Here is a 22,833-nt window from a genome sequence, read left to right on the forward strand (position 1 = left end):
TCCATTTGCGTCCCCTCCACTTGTGTCCGCTCCCTATGTCGCCGGGCCGGCCGCCGTCCCGGCGGTTCTCGGCACTCTTCGTGCGGCTATGCGTTCCGTGGACGGAACCTTGAGGTCCCAGGCGAGACCGCACGCCGCGAGGGTCCTGATGAGCCAGTACCCCGGGTCCAGGCGGTGCCAGGCCAGGCCGAAGGAAGGGGATTCCGGAAAGGCATGGTGGTTGTGGTGCCACGACTCGCCCAGGGTCAGCAGCCCGAAGACACCGCCGTTCCTGCTGTTCTCCCGGGAGTCGAAAGCCCGGGTGCCGAACATGTGCAGGAAGGAGTTGATCGACCAGATGATGTGCTCGAGGACGAAGATCCGCACCAGGCCGCCCCAGAGGAGCCCGCTCACCGCCCCGGCCCAGCTCCAGTAGACCAGGCCGCCGACGAGCGTCGGGATCAGCAGGCCCAGGAGGACCCAGTGGTCGTAGCGCCGCCCGATCCGGGCCAGCGCGCGGTCTCTCAGCAGGTCGGGAGCGTAGTGGGCGATGTTGGGGTATTCGTGGCGGCGCATCCACAGGAAATGGGAGTGCGCCAGCCCGCGGAGCCGGCCGCGCAGCCCGCCGCCGGCGAGATTGGGGGAGTGCGGATCGCCGGCGCGGTCGCTGCACTCGTGGTGCCGCCGGTGCAGGGCGACCCAGGAGACCATCCCACCCTGGCCGGCCATCGAGCCCAGAACCGCTAGCACGGACGAGACGCCGCGCGTTGTCCTGAACGTCCGATGGGTGAACAGCCGGTGATATCCGACGGTGACACCGAGCCCGGTCAGCAGCCACATCGACGCCAGCAGCCCGAGCTCGGTGAAACCGAACGGGTGCACGGTGAGGAAGCCGAGCGCGGCTATGGTGCCGAGAATCGGGATGATGTCGAACAGCAGGAAATGGCGGCGCTGGAGGCGGTGCAGGTAGGGGCTGCTGAGTGTTTTCCGGCGGGGAGCCGGTCTCGCGTCTCCGGTGTCGAGGTCGGAAATCCCGGCCGCACGCTGGATGTCTGCCATTTCTGAACCGTGCCTCCTGAGTACCCACTCGAGGTCGTCATTCAGGTGGCGGCAGCGTAACAGCAGCCCAGGCGGGTTTTGTAGGCTCCGTCGCAGATACAAATCGCGCGATTGAACTCAGGTCGCCTCGGGAGGTCTGATGATCACGGTGTGGGCGGTTCGGCCGGCGGTTCGGCCGGCGGGTGGGCCGGCGGTTCGGTCAGTGGGCCGGCCGGGGGTTCGACCGGTGAGCCGGTCGGCGGGTCGGTCGTGAGCACCGGCGCGGCCGATCGGCGGTCGACGGCGGGCCGGCCGAAGGCCGGGGTGACCTTTACGTTCCTGGGGTCGGCGGTGGATCCGCCGTTCGCCGCCGTCACCAGCGCGAGCGTCGTCGCGGTGACGCCGGAGGGCGGGCTGGTGCTCGCGGATCTGGCCCGCGGCCTCGACCTGCCCGGTGGGCACGTCCGGGCCGACGAGACGTCCGTCGAGCAGACCGTGCGCCGGGAGGCCTGGGAGGAGGCCCGGATCAGGCTCGGCGCGCTGGTGCCCGTCGAGGTCATCCAGTCTGACCTGTTCGGTCCGGATGATCTGACGTACATGGTGGTCCGGGCTGCGATGGTCACCGAGCTCGCTCCCTGGGAGCGCACGCACGAGTCGGCGGGCCGGGTCGTGCTGCCGCCCGCGGAGTTCCTCGCCCGCCGCCCCGGGCGCCGTCCCGAACTCCTGCGGCACCTGGTGACCGCCGGTCTCGCCGCGCTCGGCCGCGACGCCGCCGCGCCGCCGGAAACCCGCTGACCGCATCCGCTGACCGCGCGGGCTGACCGCGGCCGCTGATGGCACCCGTGCTGACCGGCGGCGGATCGCTGGCGACCACACCATCACCGCCGCCGGGCACGGGGCCCACACCCGCCGAGCTCGAGCGGCGTCAGAACCGTCCCGGGGTGGCGAACGCCCGAACTGCCTCGGCTCGCCCCGGAACCGTGGACCGGTTTACCGCGGTCTCGAGAGACGACTGTCCGCCCGCGATCCACAACGGACCATTGGCGATGTTGTCCAGGGCTTCCTGGGCGGCTTCGTCGGGTGCCTGAGCGGCGTCGAGGGGATAACCCAGCCGGGCCATCGCCGGAGTGGCCGTGAAGCCGATGCTGAGGTGCAGTACGTCGACTCCGTACTGTTCACACTCGATCCACAGCGCTTCGCTGAAAATGCGGCTGAAGGCCTTCGACCCGCAGTAGGCGGCCAGGGACGGCGCGCCCATGAAGCTGGCGCCCGAGCCGGACAGGATGATCCCCCCGCGCTTGCGCGCGCACATGAGGCCGCCGTAGTGCCGCGCAAACTCGGCCTGACCGAGCACGTTGACGGCTATGACCGACCGGTAGACCGCGGGATCCAACCCGACGAAATCACCGCGGACGCTGTTGGCGCCGGCGTTGTAGATGAGCAGGCCGACCTCGATGTCGTCGGTCACGCTCCGTGTCCGCTCCAGGGCATCCGGCTCGCTCAGGTCGACGGACAGGATGCGCACCTCCGCGCCGCCCGCGCGCAGATCATCAGCGAGCACCTGTAAGGGACCGGTCTTGCGGGCCGTGAGGACCAGTTTGAAGCCCTGGGCGGCCAGCTTCCGGGCGTAGCTCTCACCGATGCCCTCCGAGCCGCCGACGACCAGCGCCCACGGCCCGTACTTCTCCAGATTCATGATCTTCCCTTTGGTAGCGGTGAGCCGGGCGCCCCGGCCGTCCCGTCGCTTCGGTTCAGGTGGTGGTCGTGGGCTGGTCGTCCAGGTCGATCCCGAGTTCCTTGAGTTCACGTTCGGCCCAGAACAGGCGGCCGGTGTATTCCATCTGTCGCTGCACGGTGATCCGACCTCCGCTCGCCATTTGAACACTGATCAAATGGAGGGTAACACGGTCCCATCCCCGGGCATCGGCCCGCGGACCTGGCTCCCAGGCGGGTCGACTCGTGTTCATCTGGGGGAACAGATGATGAACACCCAGCTCGGCGTGGTCCGTCCGGCCAGGTCGGTGGTGGGATCGGGGAGGACGACCGGGGCGTTGCGGGATCTCCCGGCCTGCCGCATCCCCGGAGCGGGTACGTCGCGGACAAGGCGGGCCGGGAGACAACGCTGACCGGGAGGCGATACCGCCCGGCAGACAGGCTGCCCGGGAGACAAGCGGCCCGGGAGGTGCCGTATCCGACGACGGCCCGCTACCGCCACCGGAGGCTGCCATGAGTGACCTGACCACCGCGACTCCTGGTCTGCGTGCCGCCGCTGAGGCGCTGCCCGGCGTGCTCCCGGTCGAGTACCTGGGCGCGGACGTCCGCTCGCTGACGGTCGTCGAGGAGGACGCCGACGACGCGATCCTGCTCCGGCCCGACGGGACGAGCATCGACACCTGGCGGGAGAACTACCCGTACGCGCAGCGGCTCTCCCGCGACGAGTACGAGCGGGACAAGCGGCTGCTGCAGATCGAGCTGCTGAAGCTGCAGTACTGGGTGAAGGACACCAGGCAGCGGCTCGTCCTCGTCTTCGAGGGGCGCGACGCGGCCGGCAAGGGCGGCACCATCAAGCGGTTCACCGAACATCTCAACCCGCGCGGCGCCCGGGTCGTCGCGCTGGAGAAGCCGACCGAGACCGAGCGCGGGTCCTGGTACTTCCAGCGGTACATCGCCCACCTGCCCACCGCCGGCGAGATCGTCATGTTCGACCGCTCCTGGTACAACCGGGCCGGGGTCGAGCGGGTGATGGGCTTCTGCTCCCCGGAGGAGTACCGGGAGTTCCTCCGCCAGGCGCCCGAGCTGGAGCGGATGCTCGTCCGGAGCGGCATTCACCTCATCAAGCTGTGGTTCTCGGTCTCCCGCCGGGAGCAGCAGACGCGGTTCCTCATCCGTCAGATCGACCCGGTGCGGCAGTGGAAGCTCAGCCCGGTCGACCTCGCGGCGCTCGACCGGTGGGACGACTACACCGAGGCCAAGGAATCGATGTTCTTCTACACCGACATCCCCGAGGCCCCGTGGACGGTCATCAAGAGCAACGACAAGAAGCGGGCCCGGCTCGAGGCGATGCGGTACGTCCTCTCCCGGCTGGACTACCCCGGCCGGGACGAGTCGGTCATCGGTCGCCCCGACGAGCGGATCGTCGGCGCGGCCGCCGGGCTGCTGGAGCCCGGCGAGCAGGCCGACCGCCAGTTCCCGAAGCTCTGACCGTGTTGGCGCTCGGCTGTGGCTGTGGCTGTGGCGCTGTTCGCGGGGCTGTGTGGCGCCGCGGCCTCGGGTAGGTGGTGGGAGCAGGCTGCGAGGATCGGGACATGTCGCGCGCGTTCGAGGATCTGGTTGCCGAGGCAGAGTCGGTGCCTGTGGATGGCTGGGGGTTTTCGTGGCTGGAGGGCCGCGCGACCGAGGAGCGTCCGTCCTGGGGCTATGCCCGGTTGATGGGTGAGCGGATGGCGTCGGCGTCGGTCGCGCTGGATGTCCAGACCGGTGGTGGGGAGGTTCTCGCCGGGGTGCCGAGGTTGCCGGCGGTGACAGCGGCGACCGAGTCCTGGCCGCCGAACCTTGCCAACGCCGCCGCGTTGCTGCGTCCCCGGGGAGTGGCGGTGGTAGCCGCCGGGGATGGGTTTCCTTTCGCCGACGACGCCTTCGACCTGGTGGTCAGCCGTCATCCGGTGGCCACCGGGTGGGTGGAGATCGCCCGGGTGCTGCGGCGGGGCGGGGTGTACCTCTCCCAGCAGGTCGGCCCGGGGAGTGTGTGCGAACTGACCGAGTACTTCCTCGGGCCGCAGCCGCCTGGAATGCGGCACCGGCGCCACCCCGACAGGGCCAGAGCCCAGGCCGAGTCCGCCGGGCTGGAGGTCGTCGACCTGCGGATGGAGTCGCTGCGCACCGAGTTCTTCGACGTGGGAGCGGTGATCTACTTTCTGCGGAAAGTTATCTGGATAGTCCCCGGGTTCACCGTTGCCCGGTACCGTCCGCGGCTCAGGGCCCTGCATGACCGTATCCAGGCCGATGGGTCCTTCGTCGCGCACGCGACGCGGTTTCTCATCGAGGCCCGCAAGCCCACCTGAGACTCGCGCGTGGGCGTCCCCGGGATGCCCTGGATGTCTCGTCAGTCGATCCCGCCGACACCCGGCGCGGGTGTGCCGACCAGGCGGGTGTTTCAACACTGCGCGCCGCCGGCCGGAAAATTACTTTGACGGCTCGTGACGGGCTGGCCTACGGTGACCGCGGCAGCGCCGGACACACACAGCCGGCGCCGACAGTGGAGGAAGCCATGGCTGCCCGGGAACAGTCCCGGGCTTCCGGAGGTCACCCGTCGACCCGGCGCGGTGGCGCTCAGCGCTGACCGCGGGACGCGGCGCGTGACTCCTGGTGCCCGGTGACATATGTCGTCACCCTGCAGAGCACCAGCAAGGAGATCTCGGCGTTGTCCGCACATTCTTCTGTTCCTTCTTCCTCCACTCAACTCACCGACCAGACCGGCGAACCCTCGCCCGAGTGGTTCACCGAGTTCTTCACCGAACTGCCGAACGAGTTCTGGCGCCGCGCGGCGACGCCGGAGATGACCGCCGCCGACGTCGACTTCGTCGAGACGCGCCTCGGGCTCGCGCCGGGGTCGCGGATTATCGACGTCCCGTGCGGAAGCGGCCGGCACAGCCTCGCGCTGGCGGAGCGCGGCCACCGGGTGACCGGCGTGGACCTGTCGGCGGAGGCGATCGAGCACGCCCGCCGCGCCGCCGCGGCCACGGGCACTGCCGTCGAGTTCGTTCTCGGGGACATGCGGGAGATCGCCCCGTCGGGCTCCTTCGACGCGGCGGTGTGCCTCGGTAACAGTTTCGGCTACCTCACCCCCGCGCAGACCGCGGAGTTCGTCCGTTCCCTCGCCGCGGCGGTGCGCCCCGGCGGGGGCCTCGTCCTCGACTTCGGCGCGACGGCGGAGTCCGTCCTGCCCGGCTTCACCGGCGAGGCGCGCGTCATGCGGACCGGTGACATCACGACGGAGGCGACAGTCGACTACGACGTGGCCCGCAGTCGGATGCTCAGCAGATACCGGTTCACCCGCGGTGACGACGTGCTGGACACCACCGCCGTCCATCACGTCTACACATGCGGGCATATCGGTGACCTGCTGGGCGCGGCGGGCTTCACCGACATCGGACGCCACTGCGATCCGGACGGCACGCCCTACCGGCTGGGCGCCGGGCGCCTGCTGGTCACCGCGCGCCGGGGCCGGCTACCCGCCGTCCCTTCGGGACCCCAGCCGGTCATGGACACGGAGAGTAGTCGCTCCTAGGCTGCGGGTTGTCGACGGCTAGGCCGCCAGCCGCGACGGTGGGGGTCGTCGATGAGTGTGCCTGCGTGTCTGGAAGCTGTCCCGTCCAGTAGGCGGATGATTGCGCTGGGTGCAGTCCTGGCCGTCTTTCTGCTACTGATCGTGACGGTGGAGGTCCTGCTCGCGGGGGCCGCGGGGGCCGCGACGGGTCCCGCGGCCCCCGGTGTCCCCACAGCTGCCAGGGGGCCTGTCCTCACGGCCGGCCCTGCCGGCGGCGTGTCCGCTCCCGGCGCCGTTCCCCTGCCCGTTCCCGCCGGGAGGACGGCGGCGGCGCTGGCCGCTCCCGGGTGCGGCTCGGGTCGGGTGGGCCACTCGCGTCTGCTGGTCGGCGAGAGCACCACCTTCGGCGGGTGCGGCTTCGCGCCGGGCACGCTCGTCGAGATCGCGGCCAACGGCGTCCCGTCGGACGCGACCACGGCGGACGCCGCGGGGAGGATCGCGGTCCCGGTCAGCTTCATGTCGCTGGGGACGAAGCTGCTCACCGCGACCGGCGCCGGTGCCCCGCCGGCCGCGGCTCCGGTCGCCGCCCCGGGCGCGGTCCCGCTCCCGGCCACCGGCGTGCCGGCGGCGGCCGGGGCCACAGGGGTCCCGGCCGCAGGGATGTCCCCGCTCACCCTCACCGCGACGGTTCTCGTGGTCGGGTCCCCGACGGGGGCGGACGATGACGCCGACAGCTCCGACTACGGGCACGGCGGACACAGGCCCCCGAAGGACAGCGGTAGCTCGACCACCACGCCCACCACGCCCACCGGGCTGACGCTGGGGGAGGTCATCGCGCTCCTGCAGCTTCTCCAGAGCCAGCAGCGCGCCACGGTGGTCTCCGACCGCGGCTCCATCCCGCGACTGGGCGGCCTGACCCTGGGCGATCTCGCGGGCGACGAGGTGGCGGCCGAGGAGGAGGCGGCGGCCGCGGGGGAGGCGGCGGCCGCGGACGAGGCGGCCGTGGCGTCCGAACGGCGGCCCCCGGCGGCGTCCGCCGGCGCGGCCCCGCCCGAGTCCCCGGCTCCCGCTGCCGGCGGTGCGGCGGGTGGGCCTCCCGGTGGGCCTGGCGGGACCGGGAAGGGCCAGGCTGGGGGTGAACTGCCGTTCACCGGGCTGTCGGGTATCTCGCTGACCGTCCTGGCCGGCGCGCTCCTCATCGGCGGGTTCTGGTGGATGCACCGCCGCCGCGAGCAGTACTGGCGTCAGCCCCCGCCCGGCCTCGTCGGCCCGCCCTGGGCGCTCCGCGGTTGGCCGGACCCACCGTGGCCTGCCGCCCGCGCCTGGTCTGACGGCGGCTGGCCGGACGGCGGTTGGCCCGGTGGTGGCTGGCCGAGCGGTGGCTGGTCGAGCGGTCGCCGGCCCGGTGACGGCGGGGCGCCCGGCCCCGGCTGGCCCGGCGGCTGGTGGCCCGGCGCGGCCGGTGGATTCGCCTCGCCGGGCGCTCCCAGGGGCGCATCCGGGCTGGGCACCTCCCGGCCGGACGGCTCCTGGCCGCGCGCGTCCGGCCCCGGCTCGCCGGACTCCGACTCGGAGGAGTCGGAGTTCCTCGAAGAGCCCGAGACTCTCGGTGAGGCCGGGCTTCTCGATGGGCCGGACCCCGATGGGCCGGAGCGCGGTGGGCCGGAGCGTCCCGGTGGAACCGGGGCGTCCTGGTGAGGCAGAGCGTCCCGATGACACAGGGTCGGGGCGCGGGCACGGGGCCGGGAACGGGATTCATGCATGTCAGATCCCGGCGCCCGGTGATGTGCGGCGACTGGGTGAGTCCTGGCTGTCACTCAACCGCTGCGGTTCCGCGGAACCGATCACGCCGCCCCGACAACCCTCACGGGGGCGTCGGTGACAGGACAGACCCGGCGGTGCGGTCTTGTCTGAGGCCTCGATCTGCCCCGATGGGCGCAGGCGTCTGGCCTCCGGGCCGGTCCCCGTTCGGGTCCAATGAGACATCCGATGCGACCTGAGCCACCTGGTGCGACGATGCCAGTATGTGTCCGGATCATCCCGGCCTGCCGGATGGGCACGACTGGTCGGACCGGCCTGTCGTCGAGCCCAGCTGCCCGTTCACCGTCGAGCGGCCCACGATGACGCAGCGCTGGGAGCGGCTCACGTTCGTGCACTGGCCCGTCGATCCCGAGGCCGTCAGCCGGCTGCTGCCCCCCGAACTCTCCGCCGACACCTACGACGACCGGGCCTGGGTGAGCCTGGTGCCCTTCTACATGCGCGTCGCGACGCCCGGCGGGCGCGCCGTGCCCTGGGCGTCCCACTTCTGCGAGACGAATGTCCGGACCTACGTCGTGGACCGGCGGGGCCGGCGCGGGATCTGGTTCTTCTCCCTGGAGGCCGCCCGGCTCGGCGCAGTGCTGGTGGCGCGCACCGGCTTCCGCCTGCCGTACCTCTGGGCCTCGATGACGCTCACCGAGACCGGCGGGCCGTCCGGGGGGCCGGGCGAGATCCGGTACGAGTGCCGGCGCCGCTGGCCCGGCCCACGGGGTACCTCGAGCCGGGTGCGCATCCGGCTCGGCCCGCGCTACCAGCCCGGCGAGCTCGGCCCGCTCGACCACTTCCTCACGGCGCGCTGGATCGTGTTCAGCTCGACCGGATCTAGTCACCGCGCGGTGCGGGCCCACCACGAGCCCTGGCCGCTGTGGCGGGCCCACCCGGAGGAGATCGACGACGGTCTCGTCCGCGCCACCGGCCTGCTGCCGCTGCCCGGCGAGCCACTGGCGCACTACTCACCCGGGGTCGACGTCCGGATCGGCCGTCCGGAACAGTAGGGCTACGGCAGCTTGCGGGCGATGGTCAGGCCGTCCGCGACGGGGAGCATGACCACCTGGACGCGGGGGTCGTCGGCCACCATCCGGTTGAACGCGCGCACGGCGACGGCGCTCGGCTCCGTCACGTCCGCGTCGAGGACCCGGCCGGACTGCAGGACGTTGTCGACGATGATCAGGCCGTTGGGCTTCATCCGGGGCAGCAGCAGCTCGTAGTAGGTGGGGTAGGAGGTCTTGTCGGCGTCGATGAAGGCCAGCTCGAAAACCGGCTCCGCCGGCAGCGCGGCCAGCGAGTCGGCGGCGGGCCCCAGCCGCAGCTCGATGCGGTCGCTCACCCCGGCGCGCTCCCAGTACCGGCGGGCGACGGACGTCCACTGCTCACTGACGTCGAGGCACAGCAGTCGGCCGCCCGCGGGCAGGCCGCGGGCGATGCTCAGCGCGGAGTAGCCGGTGAACGTGCCGATCTCGATCGCCCGGGACGGCGCGAGGGCCGCGGTCAGGATCGTCAGCAGCGAGCCCTGCTCGGCGGGAATCTGCATCCGGGCGACGCTCCCGAGCGCCGCGGTCTCGGCCGCGAGGTCACTCAGGACGGCGTCGGGCGGGGAGCCGTGCGCCATCAGGTAGGCATACAGCGGCCGCGCCAGGAAGCCCGACTTGCCGTCGTACCTGCCTGCGCCATTGGGGGAGGCGCCCGGATCGGGGGCGGTACCCGGAGCGGGGGCAGTGCCCGAATTGGGGGCAGTGCCCGAACTGGAGCTCACCGCCGCAGGTTACCCCGCTCGGGCCGGGTCCCGGTGCCACCGCGCCCCGCGCCGTATCACGGTGTGGTATTCCCAAAGAGTTCCACTGCTCGGACCGGCGGTCGGGCCGATACGCTCGTGGGCGTGCTCAGAAGGCTCGATCTGCGCTCCGCGCAGCCCACCATGTCGGACGTCCGTCGGCTCTTCCCGCGGGCGGCCGTGGACGTCGACGTCGCGATGGACGCGGTCCGCCCCGTCTGCGACGACGTGCGCGACCGTGGTGACGCGGCCGTCCTCGACGCCGCGGAGCGCTTCGACCGGGTCCGCCCGGCCGAGCTGCGGGTACCGGCCGACGCGCTCGCGAGCGCGCTCGCGGCCCTCGGCCCGGCGGTCCGTGACGCGCTGACCGAGGCGATCCGCCGCGCGCGGCTGGTGCACCGGGCCCAGCTCCGGGAGCCGGTGGTCGTCGAGGTGGCCCCCGGCACGAAGGTCACCGAGCGCTGGATCCCGGTCGGCCGGGTCGGCCTCTACGTGCCGGGCGGGCGGGTCGCCTACCCCAGCAGCGTGGTCATGAACGTCGTCCCCGCGCAGGAGGCCGGCGTCGCCTCGCTGGCGGTGACCTCGCCGCCCCAGGTCGACAACGGCGGCCTGCCGCATCCGGTCGTACTGGCCGCCTGCGCCCTGCTCGGGGTCGACGAGGTCTACGCGGCCGGCGGCGCCCAGGCCGTCGCGATGTTCGCGCACGGCACCGAGAGCTGCCCGGCCGTCGATGTCGTCACCGGCCCCGGCAACGTCTACGTCACCGCGGCGAAGCGGCTGCTGCGCGGGCTGGTCGGCGTCGACGCCGAGGCGGGCCCGACCGAGGTCGCCATTCTCGCCGACGGCTCGGCCCGCCCCGACTTCGTCGCCGCCGACCTGATCGCGCAGGCCGAGCACGACCCGATGGCCGCCTGCCTGCTGGTCACGACGTCGCCAGAGCTGGCCGACGCCGTCGACGTCGAGCTCGACAAGCAGGTCCCCGCCACCCGGCACCGGGAGCGGGTCACTGAGGCGCTGGCCGGCCAGGGCGCCGTGGCGATCGTCGCCGACGTCGACGCGGGTCTCGCGGTCGTCGACGCCTGGGCCGCCGAGCACCTGGAGATCCACACCGCGGACGCGGCGGGTGTCGCCGCCCGGGTGCGCAACGCGGGCGCGATCTTCGTCGGCGCCTACGCGCCCGTGCCACTCGGGGACTACCTCGCCGGCTCGAACCACGTCCTGCCCACCGGCGGCACCGCGCGGCACTCCAGCGGCCTCGCCGTGTCCGCCTTCCAGCGCCAGGTCCATGTCGTCGAGTGCGGCCCCGAGGCGCTCGCCGACGTCGCGCCCCGCATCGCCGCGCTCGGCGGAGCCGAGGACCTGATCGCCCACGTCGACGCGGTGGAGGTACGGGCCCGATGACCGGGAACATCAGCGGAGCGGGTGACGGCGCCCCCTCGGGCGACAGCCCCGGCCTGGGCGACAGCCCCGGCCTGGGTGACGGCGCCGGCCTGGGTGACGGCGCAGGTCCCAGCGGGGTGCTCCCGGGGGCGCCGGCCGGCCAGGGCGCGCCCGTCGGTGGCCGCGGGCGGCTGCGCTCCGCTGCGGCCACCCCGGCCGACCGTGCCCCGTGGCGGCCCGTCACCCTGGACGACCTGCCCCTGCGTGACGACCTGCGGGGGATGTCGCCCTACGGCGCGCCCCAGATCGACGTCCCGGTGCGGCTGAACACCAACGAGAACCCGCACCCGCCGTCCGCCGGGCTCGTGGACGCGCTCGGCAAGGCCGCGACCCTCGCCGCGACCGAGGCCAACCGCTATCCCGACCGGGAGGCCGAGGCTCTGCGCGCCGATCTGGCGTACTACCTGACCCCGGACGCCGGTTTCGGCGTGCACGCGGCCCAGGTGTGGGCGGCCAACGGGTCGAACGAGATCCTCCAGCAGCTCTGCCAGGCGTTCGGCGGTCCGGGGCGGGTGGCGGTGGGCTTCGAGCCGTCCTACTCGATGCACCGGCTGATCGCGCTGGCGACCGCCACCGGCTGGGTCGCCGAGTCCCGCGCGGCGGACTTCACCCTCGACGCCGACCGGGTCACCGCCGCGATCCGCCGGTACCGCCCGGCGCTGCTGTTCCTGTGCTCGCCGAACAACCCCACCGCCACCGCGCTCGGCGCGGAGGTCATCGCGGCCGCCTGCGACGCCATGGCCGAGGTCGGCTCGGGTGTCGTCGTGGTCGACGAGGCCTACGGCGAGTTCCGCCGGGCCGGCGTCCCCAGCGCGCTCACCCTGCTGCCCGACCACCCTCGGCTGGTCGTCACCCGGACGATGAGCAAGGCGTTCGCGTTGGCCGGCGCCAGGGTCGGCTACCTCGCGGCGCATCCGGCGGTTGTCGACGCGCTGCAGCTCGTCCGCCTGCCCTACCACCTGTCGTCGTTCACCCAGGCGGTCGCGCGCACCGCGCTCGCCCACGCCGACGAGCTGCTCGGCACAGTGGACGCGGTGAAGGCACAGCGCGACCTGCTCGTCCGGTCCCTGCCGGAGTTCGGCTGCGTGACCGCTCCGAGCGACGCCAACTTCGTGCTGTTCGGCCACTTCACCGACCAGCGCGCCGTGTGGCAGGGCCTGCTCGACGCCGGCGTGCTCGTCCGCGACGTCGGCCTCGACGGCTGGCTGCGGGTGACGGCCGGCCTGCCGAACGAGACAGAGTCCTTCCTCGACGCGCTGCGCCGGGTGCTGACCGCCCGCCCGGCCCTCCTGCGCGCCGCCGCGGAGATCAGCTCCTGACCGACCGGGCCGGACCGACCCGACCCGACCCGAACATCCGGACCGACCCGAACATCCGGACCGGTACGACCGCCCGGACCGACCAAACAGCCAGCCGGCCGGTCCAGCGCCGTACCAGTGGAGAACCCGAGGGAAACGATGGCACGTACCGCTCGCGTCGAGCGCAAGACCAAGGAGTCGCACGTCCTGATCGAGCTCGACCTCGACGGGACGGGCCTGGCATCGGCGGAGACCGGCGTTCCGTTCTTCGACCACATGATGGAGCAGCTCGGCAAGCACGGGGGCTTCGACCTCACCGTGCGCACCGAGGGCGACCTGCACATCGACGCGCACCACACCGTCGAGGACACGGCCATCGCGTTCGGCACCGCGCTGCGCGAGGCGCTCGGCGACAAGGCGGGCATCCGCCGTTTCGGCGACGCGACCGTGCCGCTCGACGAGGCGCTGGTGCAGTCGGCCGTCGACCTCTCCGGCCGGCCCTACTGCGTGCACGTCGAGCCGGAGCTGGTCGGCCTGATCGGCACCTACGACACCACGCTCACCCGGCACATCTTCGAGTCGATCACCGCCTCGGCGCGGATCGCGCTGCATGTGCGGGTGCTGTCCGGGCGCAACGCCCACCACGTCGTCGAGGCGCAGTTCAAGTCGGTGGCCCGGGCCATGCGCGACGCTGTGGCGCTCGACGCGCGGGTCGCCGGCGTGCCGTCCACCAAGGGCGTGCTTTGAGCGGCCCGCGGCCGGACGTCGTCGTCCTCGACTACGGCTCGGGGAACCTGCGTTCGGCCGAGCGGGCGCTCGCCCGGGTCGGTGCCGAGGTGACGGTGACGGCGGATCTCGACGCCGCCCGGGCCGCCGACGGGCTCGTCGTCCCCGGGGTCGGCGCCTTCGCGGCGTGCATGGCGGGTGTGGATGCGGTCGGCGGCGGCGAGGTCGTGCGTGAGCGGCTGGCTGCCGGCCGACCGGTCCTCGGGATCTGCGTGGGCATGCAGATCCTCTACCAGCTCGGCGACGAGCATGGTGTACGGACGGAGGGCCTCGGCGTGCTCGAGGGGAGTGTGCGCCGGCTGACGGCGCCGGTCCTGCCGCACATGGGCTGGAACGTCGTCACGCCCCCACCGGAGTCGGTCCTGTTCGAGGGCGTCGACGCGGAGACGCGTTTCTACTTCGTGCACTCTTACGCGGCGGCGGCGCGGGCGGGTGACACCGTCGCCGAACACGGCGAGGCGTTCGCCGCCGCGGTCGAGCGTGGACCGCTCGCGGCCACCCAGTTCCATCCGGAGAAGTCCGGCGACGCCGGTGCCCACGTCCTGCGGAACTGGCTGCGCACCCTGAGCTGACCACCTGCAGCGGCCAGCCGCCGAGCCGCCGCAGCCGCCGCCGCCACAGGCGCAGGCGTCGGCTCCGGCCCTGTTGATCAGGGGGCGTCGGGGGCGAGTCGGTCGGTGGTGTAGAGGCGGGCGATGACGTCCTTGATCGCCGGCTCGCCGACCGAGAGGTCGACCAGCGGGTAGCGGGCCGCGATCTCGCTGACCAGCGGTGCCGCGCTGCCACCCGCCGGGAGTTCGAGCCACTGCCGGGCGCCGTGCACCTGCACGACGCGCGCCCCCTCGACGGTCATCGCCGGCAGCGGCTCGGCGAGGTCGACCCGCAGCGTCCGCGTGCCGCCGAGGCGCTCGCGCAGCGTCTCGAGCTCGCCGTCGAAGGCCAGCCGGCCGTGGTCGATGACCATCACCCGCCGGCACAGCTGCTCGACGTCGGTCATGTCGTGGGTGGTGAGCACGATCGTCGTCCCCGCCTCGCGGTTGGTGCGCGCCAGGAAGGACCGGACCGCCGCCTTCGACACGACGTCCAGGCCGATCGTCGGTTCGTCCAGGTAGACGATCTCCGGGTCGGGCAGGAAGGCGGCAGTGATGTCGCCGCGCATCCGCTGGCCGAGCGAGAGCTGCCGCACCGGGGTGTCGAGGAACGGCGCCAGCGTCAGCACCTCGACGAAATGTTCAAGATTGTGGCGGTACCGCGGCGTTGGAATCCGGTACATGCGGCGGACCAGTTCGAAGCTGTCGCGCAGCGGGAGGTCCCACCACAGCCGTGAGCGCTGGCCGAAGACGACCCCGATGCGCCGGCTGAGTCGCAGGCGCTGCCGCGACGGGTCCAGCCCGGCCACCCGCAGCCGCCCGCCGGACGGCGTGAGGATGCCCACCAGCATCTTGATGGTGGTGCTCTTGCCGGCTCCGTTCGGACCGAGATACCCGACGATCTCCCCGGCCGGGACCGTGAACGACAGGTCCGCCACCGCGTGGACGTTTACCCGCTCCCGGCGCATCCAGCCCGCGCGTCGCCGCACGACGAACGTCTTGCTGACTCCTTGGACGTCGATGACGTCGGTCATGGCGCTCAGCTCCCCGTGCCGCGGTAGTGCCGGAGGCCCAGCCGCCAGGCCGCCCCGGCGAGGACCGAGGTGACCACGGCCACGGCAGGGGACAGGAACCGGGTGAACCCCGGCAGGCCGAACGGGTCGGCCCGGTCGAGCACGAACAGGGCCGGCTGCCAGTTCACGAAGGCGATCGGCAGCACCACGGTCATCAGCAACGCCGTCCGGCGGCCGTAGACGGTCAGCGGGTACTGCGTCGCGAGCTCCGCGCCCTGGCGGACAGCGCTCACGGCGGTCGTCGCGTCCGGGGCGACGAACAGCACCGCCGCGGTGCCGACGGCGAGGCTCATGCTGATCACGACCCCGCTGGCGATCATCGCCGGGACGGCGGCGATCCGGCCGGGGGTCCAGGGCACGTCGAGCGCGGCCAGACTGATCACGAGGACGGCGGCGGGCTGCGCCACCCGGCCGAGCCGCTGCGGGGAGAAGTCCGCCGTCGCGGCCTGCACGAGCACGCTGACCGGGCGGGTGAGCATCGGGTCCAGCTTGCCGTCCTTGATCGTCCATCCGAGGCGGTCCAGCGGGCCGACCGTGGCCTCGGCGATGGCGAACGCCAGGGCGGACGTCCCGTAGAGGAAGGCGACCTCGGCGAGCGAGAAGCCGTCCAGGTCGGGCAGGTGGGCGAACACGATGCCGATCGCGGCCAGGTCCAGCGCCGTCGCCGCCATCTCGACGAGGGTGTAGAGGACGAGCGAGAGCCGGTACTGGGCTGCCGAGCGGAACGCGGCGCCGACCAGCAGCAGGTAGTGGCCCACCTCCGCCCGCACCAGCCCGAGCCGGCCACCCGCGCCGCTGTCGGGCACCGTCGTGCGGGTGCCGGTCATACGGGCGCCGCTCGCGCTGGTGCCGGCGGTGGCGGGCGTGGCGGTGCTCGTGCTGGTGGCGGCCGCCGCGGCCTCGTCCGTGGTCACCGTCAGCCGCCCTGGACGACGAGCCGGCGCAGCGCCGCGGTCGTCAGGACGTGGCCGGCCAGGCACAGCAGCAGCGCCCAGGCCGCCTGGTAGGCGAGGATCCGCTCCGGGCCGCCGGTCGCGCTGCCGAGGTAGGCGGTGCCGCCGGCCGTCGACCCGAGGTAGAGGTCCATCGGCGCCTGGACGACGGCCCCGAACGGCAGGAACCCGGCGATCGTCCCGAGCACGCCGGGGAACAGGCCGAGGGGCAGCACGGCGCCCGAGAAGAACATCATCACGAGCGCCGCGACGGCCTGCACCCCCCGGTCGTCGCTCAGCCAGAACGCGCTGAGCGCTACCAGATAACGGATGCCGAAGCTGACCAGGAGGGCCAGCGCGAGGCTCGCGGCGAACAGCGCGCCGGTGCCCACCGACCGGGGGAGCCGCAGGTCGAACAGGATCGCTCCGACCACACCCGCGGGCACCGCGCGGGTCACCAGGTACACCCCGGCCCGCCCGACCTCCAGTCCGAACCACCACCGCTGGAAGCCCACCGGCCGGACGAGGTCGGCCTCGACGGTGCCCTCGCGGACCCGCCAGGGCAGGTCGATCATGCCGCCGAACACGGCGAAGGTGCTGACGAGCGCCTGTCCGACCACGGCGAAGGTGACCGCCGAGGTGACGTCGTAGCCGGCGAGCCCGGGGCGCTGCTCCCACACGGCCAGCGCCAGGTGCCCCCGCAGCACGGTCAGTACGATGTTGGCGACGATCGAGGCCGCGATCGACGCCCGGTAGGTGACATATCGGCGCGCGCCGCCGGACGCGATCACTCCCCACATCCGCGCGCTGGCCAGGGCACGCCCGGTGGCTCCGGGCGTCGACGCCTGGCCTGCCACGTCGAAGGTCATCGCCGACCACGCTAGAGCGATCCGTGGTCGGAGGATCCCAGGTTGCGGCAACTCGTGTGGTCCGGTGGTGCGCCTCCTCGAGGGCCGGGTGACCCGTAGGGTGGGGATGTGACGTTGACGCTGCTACCCGCGGTGGATGTGGCCGACGGCCTGGCCGTCCGCCTGGTCCAGGGCGAGGCCGGAACCGAGACCTCCTACGGCGACCCGCGCGAGGCGGCGCTGGCCTGGCAGCGCGACGGCGCCGAGTGGATCCATCTGGTCGACCTCGACGCGGCCTTCGGCCGCGGGTCCAACCGTGACCTGATCGCCGAGGTCGTCCGCTCGGTCGACGTGGCCGTGGAGCTCTCCGGCGGCATTCGGGACGACGACTCCCTCGACGCCGCGCTGGCCACCGGCGCGGCCCGGGTCAACATCGGCACGGCGGCGCTCGAGGACCCGGAGTGGGTGCGCAAGGCGATCGACCGGGTCGGCGACCGGATCGCCGTGGGCCTGGACGTCCGTGGCACCACCCTCGCCGCGCGGGGCTGGACGCGCGAGGGCGGCGAGCTCTACGAGGTGCTCGCACGGCTGGACGCCGACGGCTGCGCCCGCTACGTGCTCACCGACGTCCGCCGGGACGGGACCCTCACCGGCCCGAACGTCGAGCTGCTGCGGGCCGTGACGGCCGCGACGACCCGGCCGGTGGTCGCCAGCGGCGGCGTCTCCTCCCTGGAGGACCTGCGCGTGATCGCGACGGTGCCCGGTGTCGAGGGCGCCATTGTCGGCAAGGCGCTCTACGCCGGCGCGTTCACCCTGCCCGAGGCGCTCGCGGTCGCGGCGGAGGTGCCCGCGGCGGGCGCACCGTGACCGTCGCCGTCCGGGTGATCCCCTGCCTTGACGTCGACGGCGGGCGGGTCGTCAAGGGTGTGAACTTCACCGACCTGCGGGACGCGGGCGACCCGGTCGAGATGGCCCGGCTCTACGACGCCGAGGGCGCCGACGAGCTGACCTTCCTCGACATCACCGCGTCCAGCGGAAACCGGGAGACCACGTACGACATCGTCCGGCGCACGGCGGAGCAGGTCTTCATCCCGCTCACCGTCGGCGGCGGGGTGCGCTCGGTCGACGACGTCGACCGGCTGCTGCGCGCCGGCGCCGACAAGGTGGGGATCAACACCGCAGCCGTCGCCCGCCCGGAGCTGGTCCGCGAGTGCGCGCTGCGGTTCGGCAGCCAGTGCATCGTGCTCTCGGTGGACGCCCGCCGCTCCCGCGAGCCGGGCGGCCCCGCCTTCGAGGTGACCACCCACGGCGGGCGCCAGGGCACCGGCATCGACGCGGTCGCCTGGGCCGCGCGGGCCGTCGAGCTGGGCGCCGGCGAGATCCTGCTGAACTCGATGGACGCCGACGGCACCCAGGACGGCTACGACCTGGAGATGATCACGTCGGTCCGCGCGGCGGTGGACGTCCCGGTGATCGCCAGCGGTGGCGCCGGCAGCCTCGACCACTTCGCCCCCGCGGTCGGCGCCGGCGCCGACGCCGTGCTGGCCGCCAGCGTCTTCCACTTCGGGCGGATGCGGATCTCCGAGGTGAAGAAGGTGCTGCGCGACGCCGCCATCGCGGTGCGCTGACGGCTGCGGGCAACGCGCGGCCGGCTTGCGGCGCGGACGGCTGCGGCCGGGCTGACGGCTGCGGCCGGGGCACGGATCGGCTGGTGGCGCCGGCCGTGGGCATTTCCTCGAACGCGGGTCGAACGTCGGTTGTCCATCAGCGGTCGGTTGGGTCATTGCCGGGCCGGCGGCCTTCGCGCGGACCAGGATGTCGGGCGCGCCTTGGTCGTCCGGGTGGTGAGCCGGCGGGCACCGTGTCCGGGTCGCGCTGGTGAGCAGGCGTCTGACCGGGACTGTTACCGCCGGGTTGCGCGTTGAGTGACGAACGGCCGTGTCGCCCGGGGGACGGCGTGCGGCGGCCACCGATGCCGCGGCGGGTGTTCCGCGGCCGCCCGTGAAACGGAGGAGTGCCAGTGCCCGGTGACCCCGCGTCCGGCGAGGTGACCCGCAGGGAAGCAGCCCCCGGCGGTGCCGGTTCGCCTGGGCCCCCCGCCGCGGCATCCCAGCCTGCCACGGAGCCCCAGCCTGCCGCGGAGCCCCAGCCTGCCGCGGAGCCCCGGCCCGTCGCGGCGGGCTCGCCCACGGTGATCAGGCGCGGGCTGGGCGTGCTCGCGATCGCCGTCCGGGAGGAGCCCAGGGTCTTCCTGATCGCGCTGGCCGGCAGCTCCCTCTACGCGCTGGCGACGGTCGCGAGCTCGCTCGCCCTTGGCGAGATCACCGAGCGCGTCCTCGTCCCGAGCATCGACGACGGCGCCGCCGACTGGAGCGCCGTCATCGGCGCGGCGCTGATCATGGTCGGCATCGGGTTCGCCCGGGCGGCCGGGATGTTCTTCCGCCGCCTGGTCTCCGGAATGATGCAGTACCGGCTGCAGGCCACCTACCGGCGTCGGGTCACCCGCCAGTACCTGCGGCTGCCGCTCGCCTGGCACCAGCGGCACTCGACCGGTTCGCTGCTGTCCAACGCGAACGCGGACGTGGAGGCCACGTGGGCGCCGATCGCGCCGCTGCCGTTCGCCGCCGGCGTGCTGGTCATGCTCGCCGCGGCGCTGGCCCTGCTGATCGCGACCGACCCGCTGCTGGCCCTGGTGGGCTGTGTCGTGTTCCCCGCGTTCGGTGTCGTCAACGTGGTCTACGGCCGGTGGGTGTCGCCGCTCTACGGCCGCGCCCAGCGCCTGCGAGCCGAGGTCAGCGGGGTCGCCCACGAGTCCTTCGACGGTGCGCTCGTCGTGAAGACCCTGGGTCGGGAGGCCGACGAGACGGCCCGCTTCGCCGTCAAGGCCGGCGAGCTGCGCGATGCGATGGTCCGCGCGGGCCAGGTCCGGGGCATGTTCGACCCGGTCATGGAAGCGCTGCCCAACCTCGGCGTGCTGGCCGTGATCGTCGTCGGAGCGGTCCGCATCGACGGCGGCTCGCTCACCGTCGGTGAGCTGGTTCGGGTCGCCTACCTGTTCACCCTGCTGGCCTTCCCGATCAGAGCGATCGGATGGGTCTTCGGTGAGCTGCCCAGGTCCGTCGTCGGGCACGAGCGGGTCGACGCGGTGCTCACGGCCCGCGGCGGCCTCGGCTTCGGCTCCGCCGCCCTCGCCGGCTCCGGCCCGGCGGCGCTGCGCGTCACCGGCGTCGGATACGGCTACCCGGTGCAGACCGCCGGCGACCACGACGACGTCACGGACACCTCCGCGAACATCCCCGCCGCCAGGTCGCCATCCACCGGGGCGGTCTCGCCGGCCTCCGGGGCGGTGTGGCAGGCGCTGCACGGGGTGACCTTCGATGTGGCCCCCGGCCGGGTGGTCGCGCTGACGGGGCGCACCGGTGCCGGCAAGTCGACCCTGGTGAACCTCCTCGCTCGCCTGGTCGACCCCAACTCGGGCACCGTCCGGATCGACGGTGTGGACCTGCGTGACCTGGCGATGGGCGAGGTGACCCGCGCGGTCGCGCTCGTCCCCCAGCAGACGTTCCTGTTCGACGACACCGTGCGGGTGAACGTCGCCCTCGGCCTGGACGTCGACGACGAGACCGTGTGGGAGGCCCTGCGCCGGGCCCAGGCGGAGCGCTTCGTCCGCGCCCTGCCAGCCGGCCTCGACACCAGGGTGGGGGAGCGGGGGACCACGCTCTCCGGCGGTCAGCGCCAGCGGATCGGCCTCGCTCGTGCGCTCGTGCGCGACCCGCGGCTGCTGATCCTCGACGACGCGACGTCCAGCGTCGACCCGCGGATCGAGTCGTCCATCCTCGCCGGGCTGCGGGAGCGGGCGGGGGCGTCGACGGTGGTGATCGTCGCGCACCGGCGGTCCACCGTCGAGCTCGCCGACGAGGTCGTGCACCTGGAGGATGGCCGTGTCACCGCGCAGGGCACCCACCGGGAGCTTCTGGCCAGCTCGCCCGGCTACGCGGAGCTGCTGACGGCCTACGACGAGGACACGGACGCCGGGACCGGCGACGGGCCGACCCCGGGAACGCGGGGGGAGCCCGGGCCTCACCAGGTGCCGGCGCCGGGCTCTTCCGGGCTGAACACCGCCGCATCGGGTACCGCCGCGCCTGTCGACGCGGCCTCGGTCGGAGTGCTGACGGTTCCGGACCAGGAGGGCGCACGATGAGCTCCGACGGCCTGTGGGCGACCGGGGGCCGGCTGCGCCGGCTCGTGCCGGAGCTGACCGCCGGCATCGCCGGAACCCTGGCCCTCGCCGTGACCGCCACCGTGGGCAAGGTGGTGATCCCCGTCGTGGTCCAGCAGACGCTCGACCGCGGTGTCTGGGAGGGCGGAGCGGACCTCGGCCTCGTCGGAGTCTCGGTGGCCCTCGCCGCGGTCGCCATCCTGATCACCGCACTCGCGGCGTTCCGGATGAACGTGCGGCTCTACCGCGTCTCCGAGAGCGCGCTGGCCACCCTGCGCGTCCGGGCCTTCCGCCACGTCCACGACCTGTCGATGCTGAGCCAGTCCGCGCAGCGGCGCGGCTCGCTGACCTCCCGGGTCACCAGTGACATCGACACGATGTCGCAGTTCCTCCAGTTCGGCGGCGTCATGCTGATCGTCGCCACCGGGCAGATGCTGATCGCCACGATCCTCATGTTCGTCTACTCCTGGCAGCTGGCCCTGCTGGTGTACGCGTTCTTCGTCCCGCTGGTCATCGCCACCCGGCGTTTCCAGAAGCGGCTGGCGGTGCGGTACGGGAAGGTGCGGGAGCGGGTCGGGGACATGCTCGGCGCGATCTCGGAGTCGGTGGTCGGCGCCCAGGTCGTGCGGGCCTACGGCGCGCAGGACCGCACCTCCCGGCGCATCGACGGCACGGTGGAGGACTACCGCGCCGCACAGACCCACGCCCAGACCCTGGTGGCGGGGGTGTTCGCCGGAGTCGAGACGGTCGCCGCGCTCACCACCGCGGGGGTGGTGATCGTCGGGGTCGCGATCGGCGTCGACGGGTCGCTGACCACCGGGCAGCTGGTGGCCTTCCTGTTCCTCCTCACGCTGTTTGTGATGCCCATCCAGTCACTGACCGAGGTACTGAACGACGGCGCGAACGCCTTCGCCGGGCTGCGGCGGGTCCTCGACGTCCTCGACACCCCGTCGGACGTCCGCGACCCGGCCGAGGACACCGGTGGCGTGGCGCTGCCAGACGGGCCGCTCGGCGTGCGGTTCGACCATGTCGGATTCGCCTACCCGGGCGGCCCGCCGGTGCTCCACGACGTGACGCTCGACCTCGCGTCGCACCGGCGGGTGGCCGTCGTCGGGGAGACCGGCTCCGGCAAGACGACGATGGCGAAGCTGCTCACCCGGCTCATGGACCCCACCGACGGCACCGTGCTGATCGGCGGCGTCCCGCTGAACCAGGTGCGGTTCGACTCGCTGCGGGGCCGGGTGGTCATGGTGCCGCAGGACGGGTTCCTGTTCGACCTCACCGTCGCCGGCAACGTCCGGTACGGGCGGCCGGACGCCTCCGACGCCGAGATCGTGAACGCCTTCGCGCAGCTCGGCCTGGGCGACTGGCTCGCCGGCCTGCCCGCCGGCATCGCCACCCCGGTGGGGGAACGCGGCGAGTTGCTCTCCGCCGGCGAACGCCAGCTCGTGGCGCTTGCCCGTGCCCAACTCGCCGACCCCGACCTGCTCGTCCTCGACGAGGCGACCTCCGCCGTCGATCCGGCGACCGAAGTGAAGATCGCCACGGCCCTGCTCGAGCTCACCAGGGGACGCACCTCCGTCACCATCGCGCACCGGCTCTCCACCGCGGAGGCCGCCGACGAGGTCGTCGTGGTCGACGCCGGGCGGGTCGTCCAGCGCGGGACGCACATGGAGCTGGTCGCCGTGCCCGGGGTCTACCGGCGGCTGCACGAATCCTGGGCGGCCGGGGTCTCGTCGCACTGACCGCCACCCGGAGGGGTGACCCCGGTCGGC

The 22,833-nt window shown here is 73.1% G+C and carries 20 protein-coding genes; 14 read left to right on the plus strand and 6 right to left on the minus strand.

The genetic code is table 11. The features are described 5' to 3' along the window. Positions 1-33: 33 nt before the first annotated feature. Positions 34-1,038 (minus strand): acyl-CoA desaturase, encoded by a 1,005-nt coding sequence (locus FRANEAN1_RS09375; protein WP_020459512.1) that lies wholly within the window; start codon positions 1,036-1,038, stop codon positions 34-36. A gap of 150 nt (positions 1,039-1,188) precedes the next feature. On the opposite strand from FRANEAN1_RS09375, the gene FRANEAN1_RS09380 reads away from it, so the two are divergent. Beyond that, a complete protein-coding gene (locus FRANEAN1_RS09380; RefSeq protein ID WP_347177049.1) occupies positions 1,189-1,812 on the plus strand; it encodes an NUDIX domain-containing protein in 624 nt (207 codons plus the stop codon). 130 nt (positions 1,813-1,942) lie between these two features. Here FRANEAN1_RS09380 and FRANEAN1_RS09385 read toward each other — a convergent pair whose 3' ends face one another. After that, on the minus strand, positions 1,943-2,713 hold the full coding sequence (locus FRANEAN1_RS09385; protein ID WP_020459514.1) for an SDR family NAD(P)-dependent oxidoreductase: 771 nt from the start codon (positions 2,711-2,713) through the stop codon (positions 1,943-1,945). Positions 2,714-3,243: 530 nt separating this feature from the next. Here FRANEAN1_RS09385 and ppk2 point away from each other — a divergent pair. The 5 genes from ppk2 to FRANEAN1_RS09410 all read left to right on the plus strand — a co-directional run bounded on the left by ppk2 (position 3,244) and on the right by FRANEAN1_RS09410 (position 9,096). Further along, positions 3,244-4,218 (plus strand): polyphosphate kinase 2, encoded by a 975-nt coding sequence (ppk2, locus tag FRANEAN1_RS09390; protein WP_020459515.1) that lies wholly within the window; start codon positions 3,244-3,246, stop codon positions 4,216-4,218. A gap of 104 nt (positions 4,219-4,322) precedes the next feature. Beyond that, positions 4,323-5,078 (plus strand): class I SAM-dependent methyltransferase, encoded by a 756-nt coding sequence (locus tag FRANEAN1_RS09395; protein WP_020459516.1) that lies wholly within the window; start codon positions 4,323-4,325, stop codon positions 5,076-5,078. A 311-nt stretch (positions 5,079-5,389) separates the two neighbouring features. Next, on the plus strand, positions 5,390-6,304 hold the full coding sequence (locus FRANEAN1_RS09400; protein WP_020459517.1) for a class I SAM-dependent methyltransferase: 915 nt from the start codon (positions 5,390-5,392) through the stop codon (positions 6,302-6,304). A gap of 51 nt (positions 6,305-6,355) precedes the next feature. Further along, on the plus strand, positions 6,356-7,981 hold the full coding sequence (locus tag FRANEAN1_RS09405; protein WP_020459518.1) for a hypothetical protein: 1,626 nt from the start codon (positions 6,356-6,358) through the stop codon (positions 7,979-7,981). Between the two features lie 326 nt (positions 7,982-8,307). Continuing rightward, positions 8,308-9,096 (plus strand): DUF2071 domain-containing protein, encoded by a 789-nt coding sequence (locus tag FRANEAN1_RS09410; protein WP_020459519.1) that lies wholly within the window; start codon positions 8,308-8,310, stop codon positions 9,094-9,096. A gap of 2 nt (positions 9,097-9,098) precedes the next feature. On the opposite strand, the gene FRANEAN1_RS09415 is transcribed toward FRANEAN1_RS09410, so the two are convergent. Continuing rightward, positions 9,099-9,854: a class I SAM-dependent methyltransferase gene (locus FRANEAN1_RS09415; protein WP_020459520.1), complete on the minus strand. Its 756-nt coding sequence runs from the start codon at positions 9,852-9,854 to the stop codon at positions 9,099-9,101. Positions 9,855-9,971: 117 nt separating this feature from the next. Here FRANEAN1_RS09415 and hisD point away from each other — a divergent pair, with 117 nt between their 5' ends. The 4 genes from hisD to hisH all read left to right on the plus strand — a co-directional run bounded on the left by hisD (position 9,972) and on the right by hisH (position 13,968). After that, positions 9,972-11,273 carry a histidinol dehydrogenase gene (gene hisD / locus FRANEAN1_RS09420; protein ID WP_041253909.1) on the plus strand — a complete coding sequence of 434 codons (1,302 nt, stop codon included), beginning with the start codon at positions 9,972-9,974 and terminating at the stop codon, positions 11,271-11,273. Next, positions 11,270-12,631: a histidinol-phosphate transaminase gene (locus tag FRANEAN1_RS09425; RefSeq protein WP_020459522.1), complete on the plus strand. Its 1,362-nt coding sequence runs from the start codon at positions 11,270-11,272 to the stop codon at positions 12,629-12,631. Before hisD ends, FRANEAN1_RS09425 begins: the two co-directional genes overlap by 4 nt. Positions 12,632-12,769: 138 nt before the next feature. Further along, positions 12,770-13,357, plus strand: coding sequence for an imidazoleglycerol-phosphate dehydratase HisB (hisB, locus tag FRANEAN1_RS09430; RefSeq protein ID WP_020459523.1), 588 nt, complete (start codon positions 12,770-12,772; stop codon positions 13,355-13,357). Next, the gene (gene hisH / locus FRANEAN1_RS09435) at positions 13,354-13,968 is read left to right on the plus strand and encodes an imidazole glycerol phosphate synthase subunit HisH (RefSeq protein ID WP_020459524.1); all 615 of its coding nucleotides are present in this window, start codon (positions 13,354-13,356) and stop codon (positions 13,966-13,968) included. Before hisB ends, hisH begins: the two co-directional genes overlap by 4 nt. A gap of 77 nt (positions 13,969-14,045) precedes the next feature. On the opposite strand, the gene FRANEAN1_RS09440 is transcribed toward hisH, so the two are convergent. The 3 genes from FRANEAN1_RS09440 to FRANEAN1_RS09450 are packed head-to-tail and all read right to left on the minus strand — an operon-like array spanning position 14,046 to position 16,860. Beyond that, positions 14,046-15,020 (minus strand): ATP-binding cassette domain-containing protein, encoded by a 975-nt coding sequence (locus tag FRANEAN1_RS09440; protein ID WP_020459525.1) that lies wholly within the window; start codon positions 15,018-15,020, stop codon positions 14,046-14,048. A gap of 5 nt (positions 15,021-15,025) precedes the next feature. Beyond that, entirely contained in the window at positions 15,026-15,979 is a 954-nt protein-coding gene (locus tag FRANEAN1_RS09445; RefSeq protein WP_157473121.1) for an ABC-2 family transporter protein, read from the minus strand. Beyond that, positions 15,976-16,860: an ABC-2 family transporter protein gene (locus FRANEAN1_RS09450; RefSeq protein WP_049795611.1), complete on the minus strand. Its 885-nt coding sequence runs from the start codon at positions 16,858-16,860 to the stop codon at positions 15,976-15,978. Before FRANEAN1_RS09450 ends, FRANEAN1_RS09445 begins: the two co-directional genes overlap by 4 nt. A gap of 108 nt (positions 16,861-16,968) precedes the next feature. Here FRANEAN1_RS09450 and priA point away from each other — a divergent pair, with 108 nt between their 5' ends. The 4 genes from priA to FRANEAN1_RS09470 all read left to right on the plus strand — a co-directional run bounded on the left by priA (position 16,969) and on the right by FRANEAN1_RS09470 (position 22,803). Continuing rightward, entirely contained in the window at positions 16,969-17,706 is a 738-nt protein-coding gene (gene priA / locus FRANEAN1_RS09455; protein ID WP_020459528.1) for a bifunctional 1-(5-phosphoribosyl)-5-((5-phosphoribosylamino)methylideneamino)imidazole-4-carboxamide isomerase/phosphoribosylanthranilate isomerase PriA, read from the plus strand. Then, the gene (gene hisF, locus FRANEAN1_RS09460; protein WP_020459529.1) at positions 17,703-18,467 is read left to right on the plus strand and encodes an imidazole glycerol phosphate synthase subunit HisF; all 765 of its coding nucleotides are present in this window, start codon (positions 17,703-17,705) and stop codon (positions 18,465-18,467) included. The genes priA and hisF overlap by 4 nt, the downstream gene beginning before the upstream one ends. Before the next feature lie 392 nt (positions 18,468-18,859). Next, the gene (locus tag FRANEAN1_RS09465) at positions 18,860-21,040 is read left to right on the plus strand and encodes an ABC transporter ATP-binding protein (RefSeq protein WP_020459530.1); all 2,181 of its coding nucleotides are present in this window, start codon (positions 18,860-18,862) and stop codon (positions 21,038-21,040) included. After that, positions 21,037-22,803 (plus strand): ABC transporter ATP-binding protein, encoded by a 1,767-nt coding sequence (locus tag FRANEAN1_RS09470; protein ID WP_020459531.1) that lies wholly within the window; start codon positions 21,037-21,039, stop codon positions 22,801-22,803. The genes FRANEAN1_RS09465 and FRANEAN1_RS09470 overlap by 4 nt, the downstream gene beginning before the upstream one ends. The last annotated feature ends 30 nt before the right edge of the window (positions 22,804-22,833 follow it).

Source organism: Parafrankia sp. EAN1pec (assembly GCF_000018005.1).
Lineage (GTDB): Bacteria > Actinomycetota > Actinomycetes > Frankiales > Frankiaceae > Parafrankia > Parafrankia soli.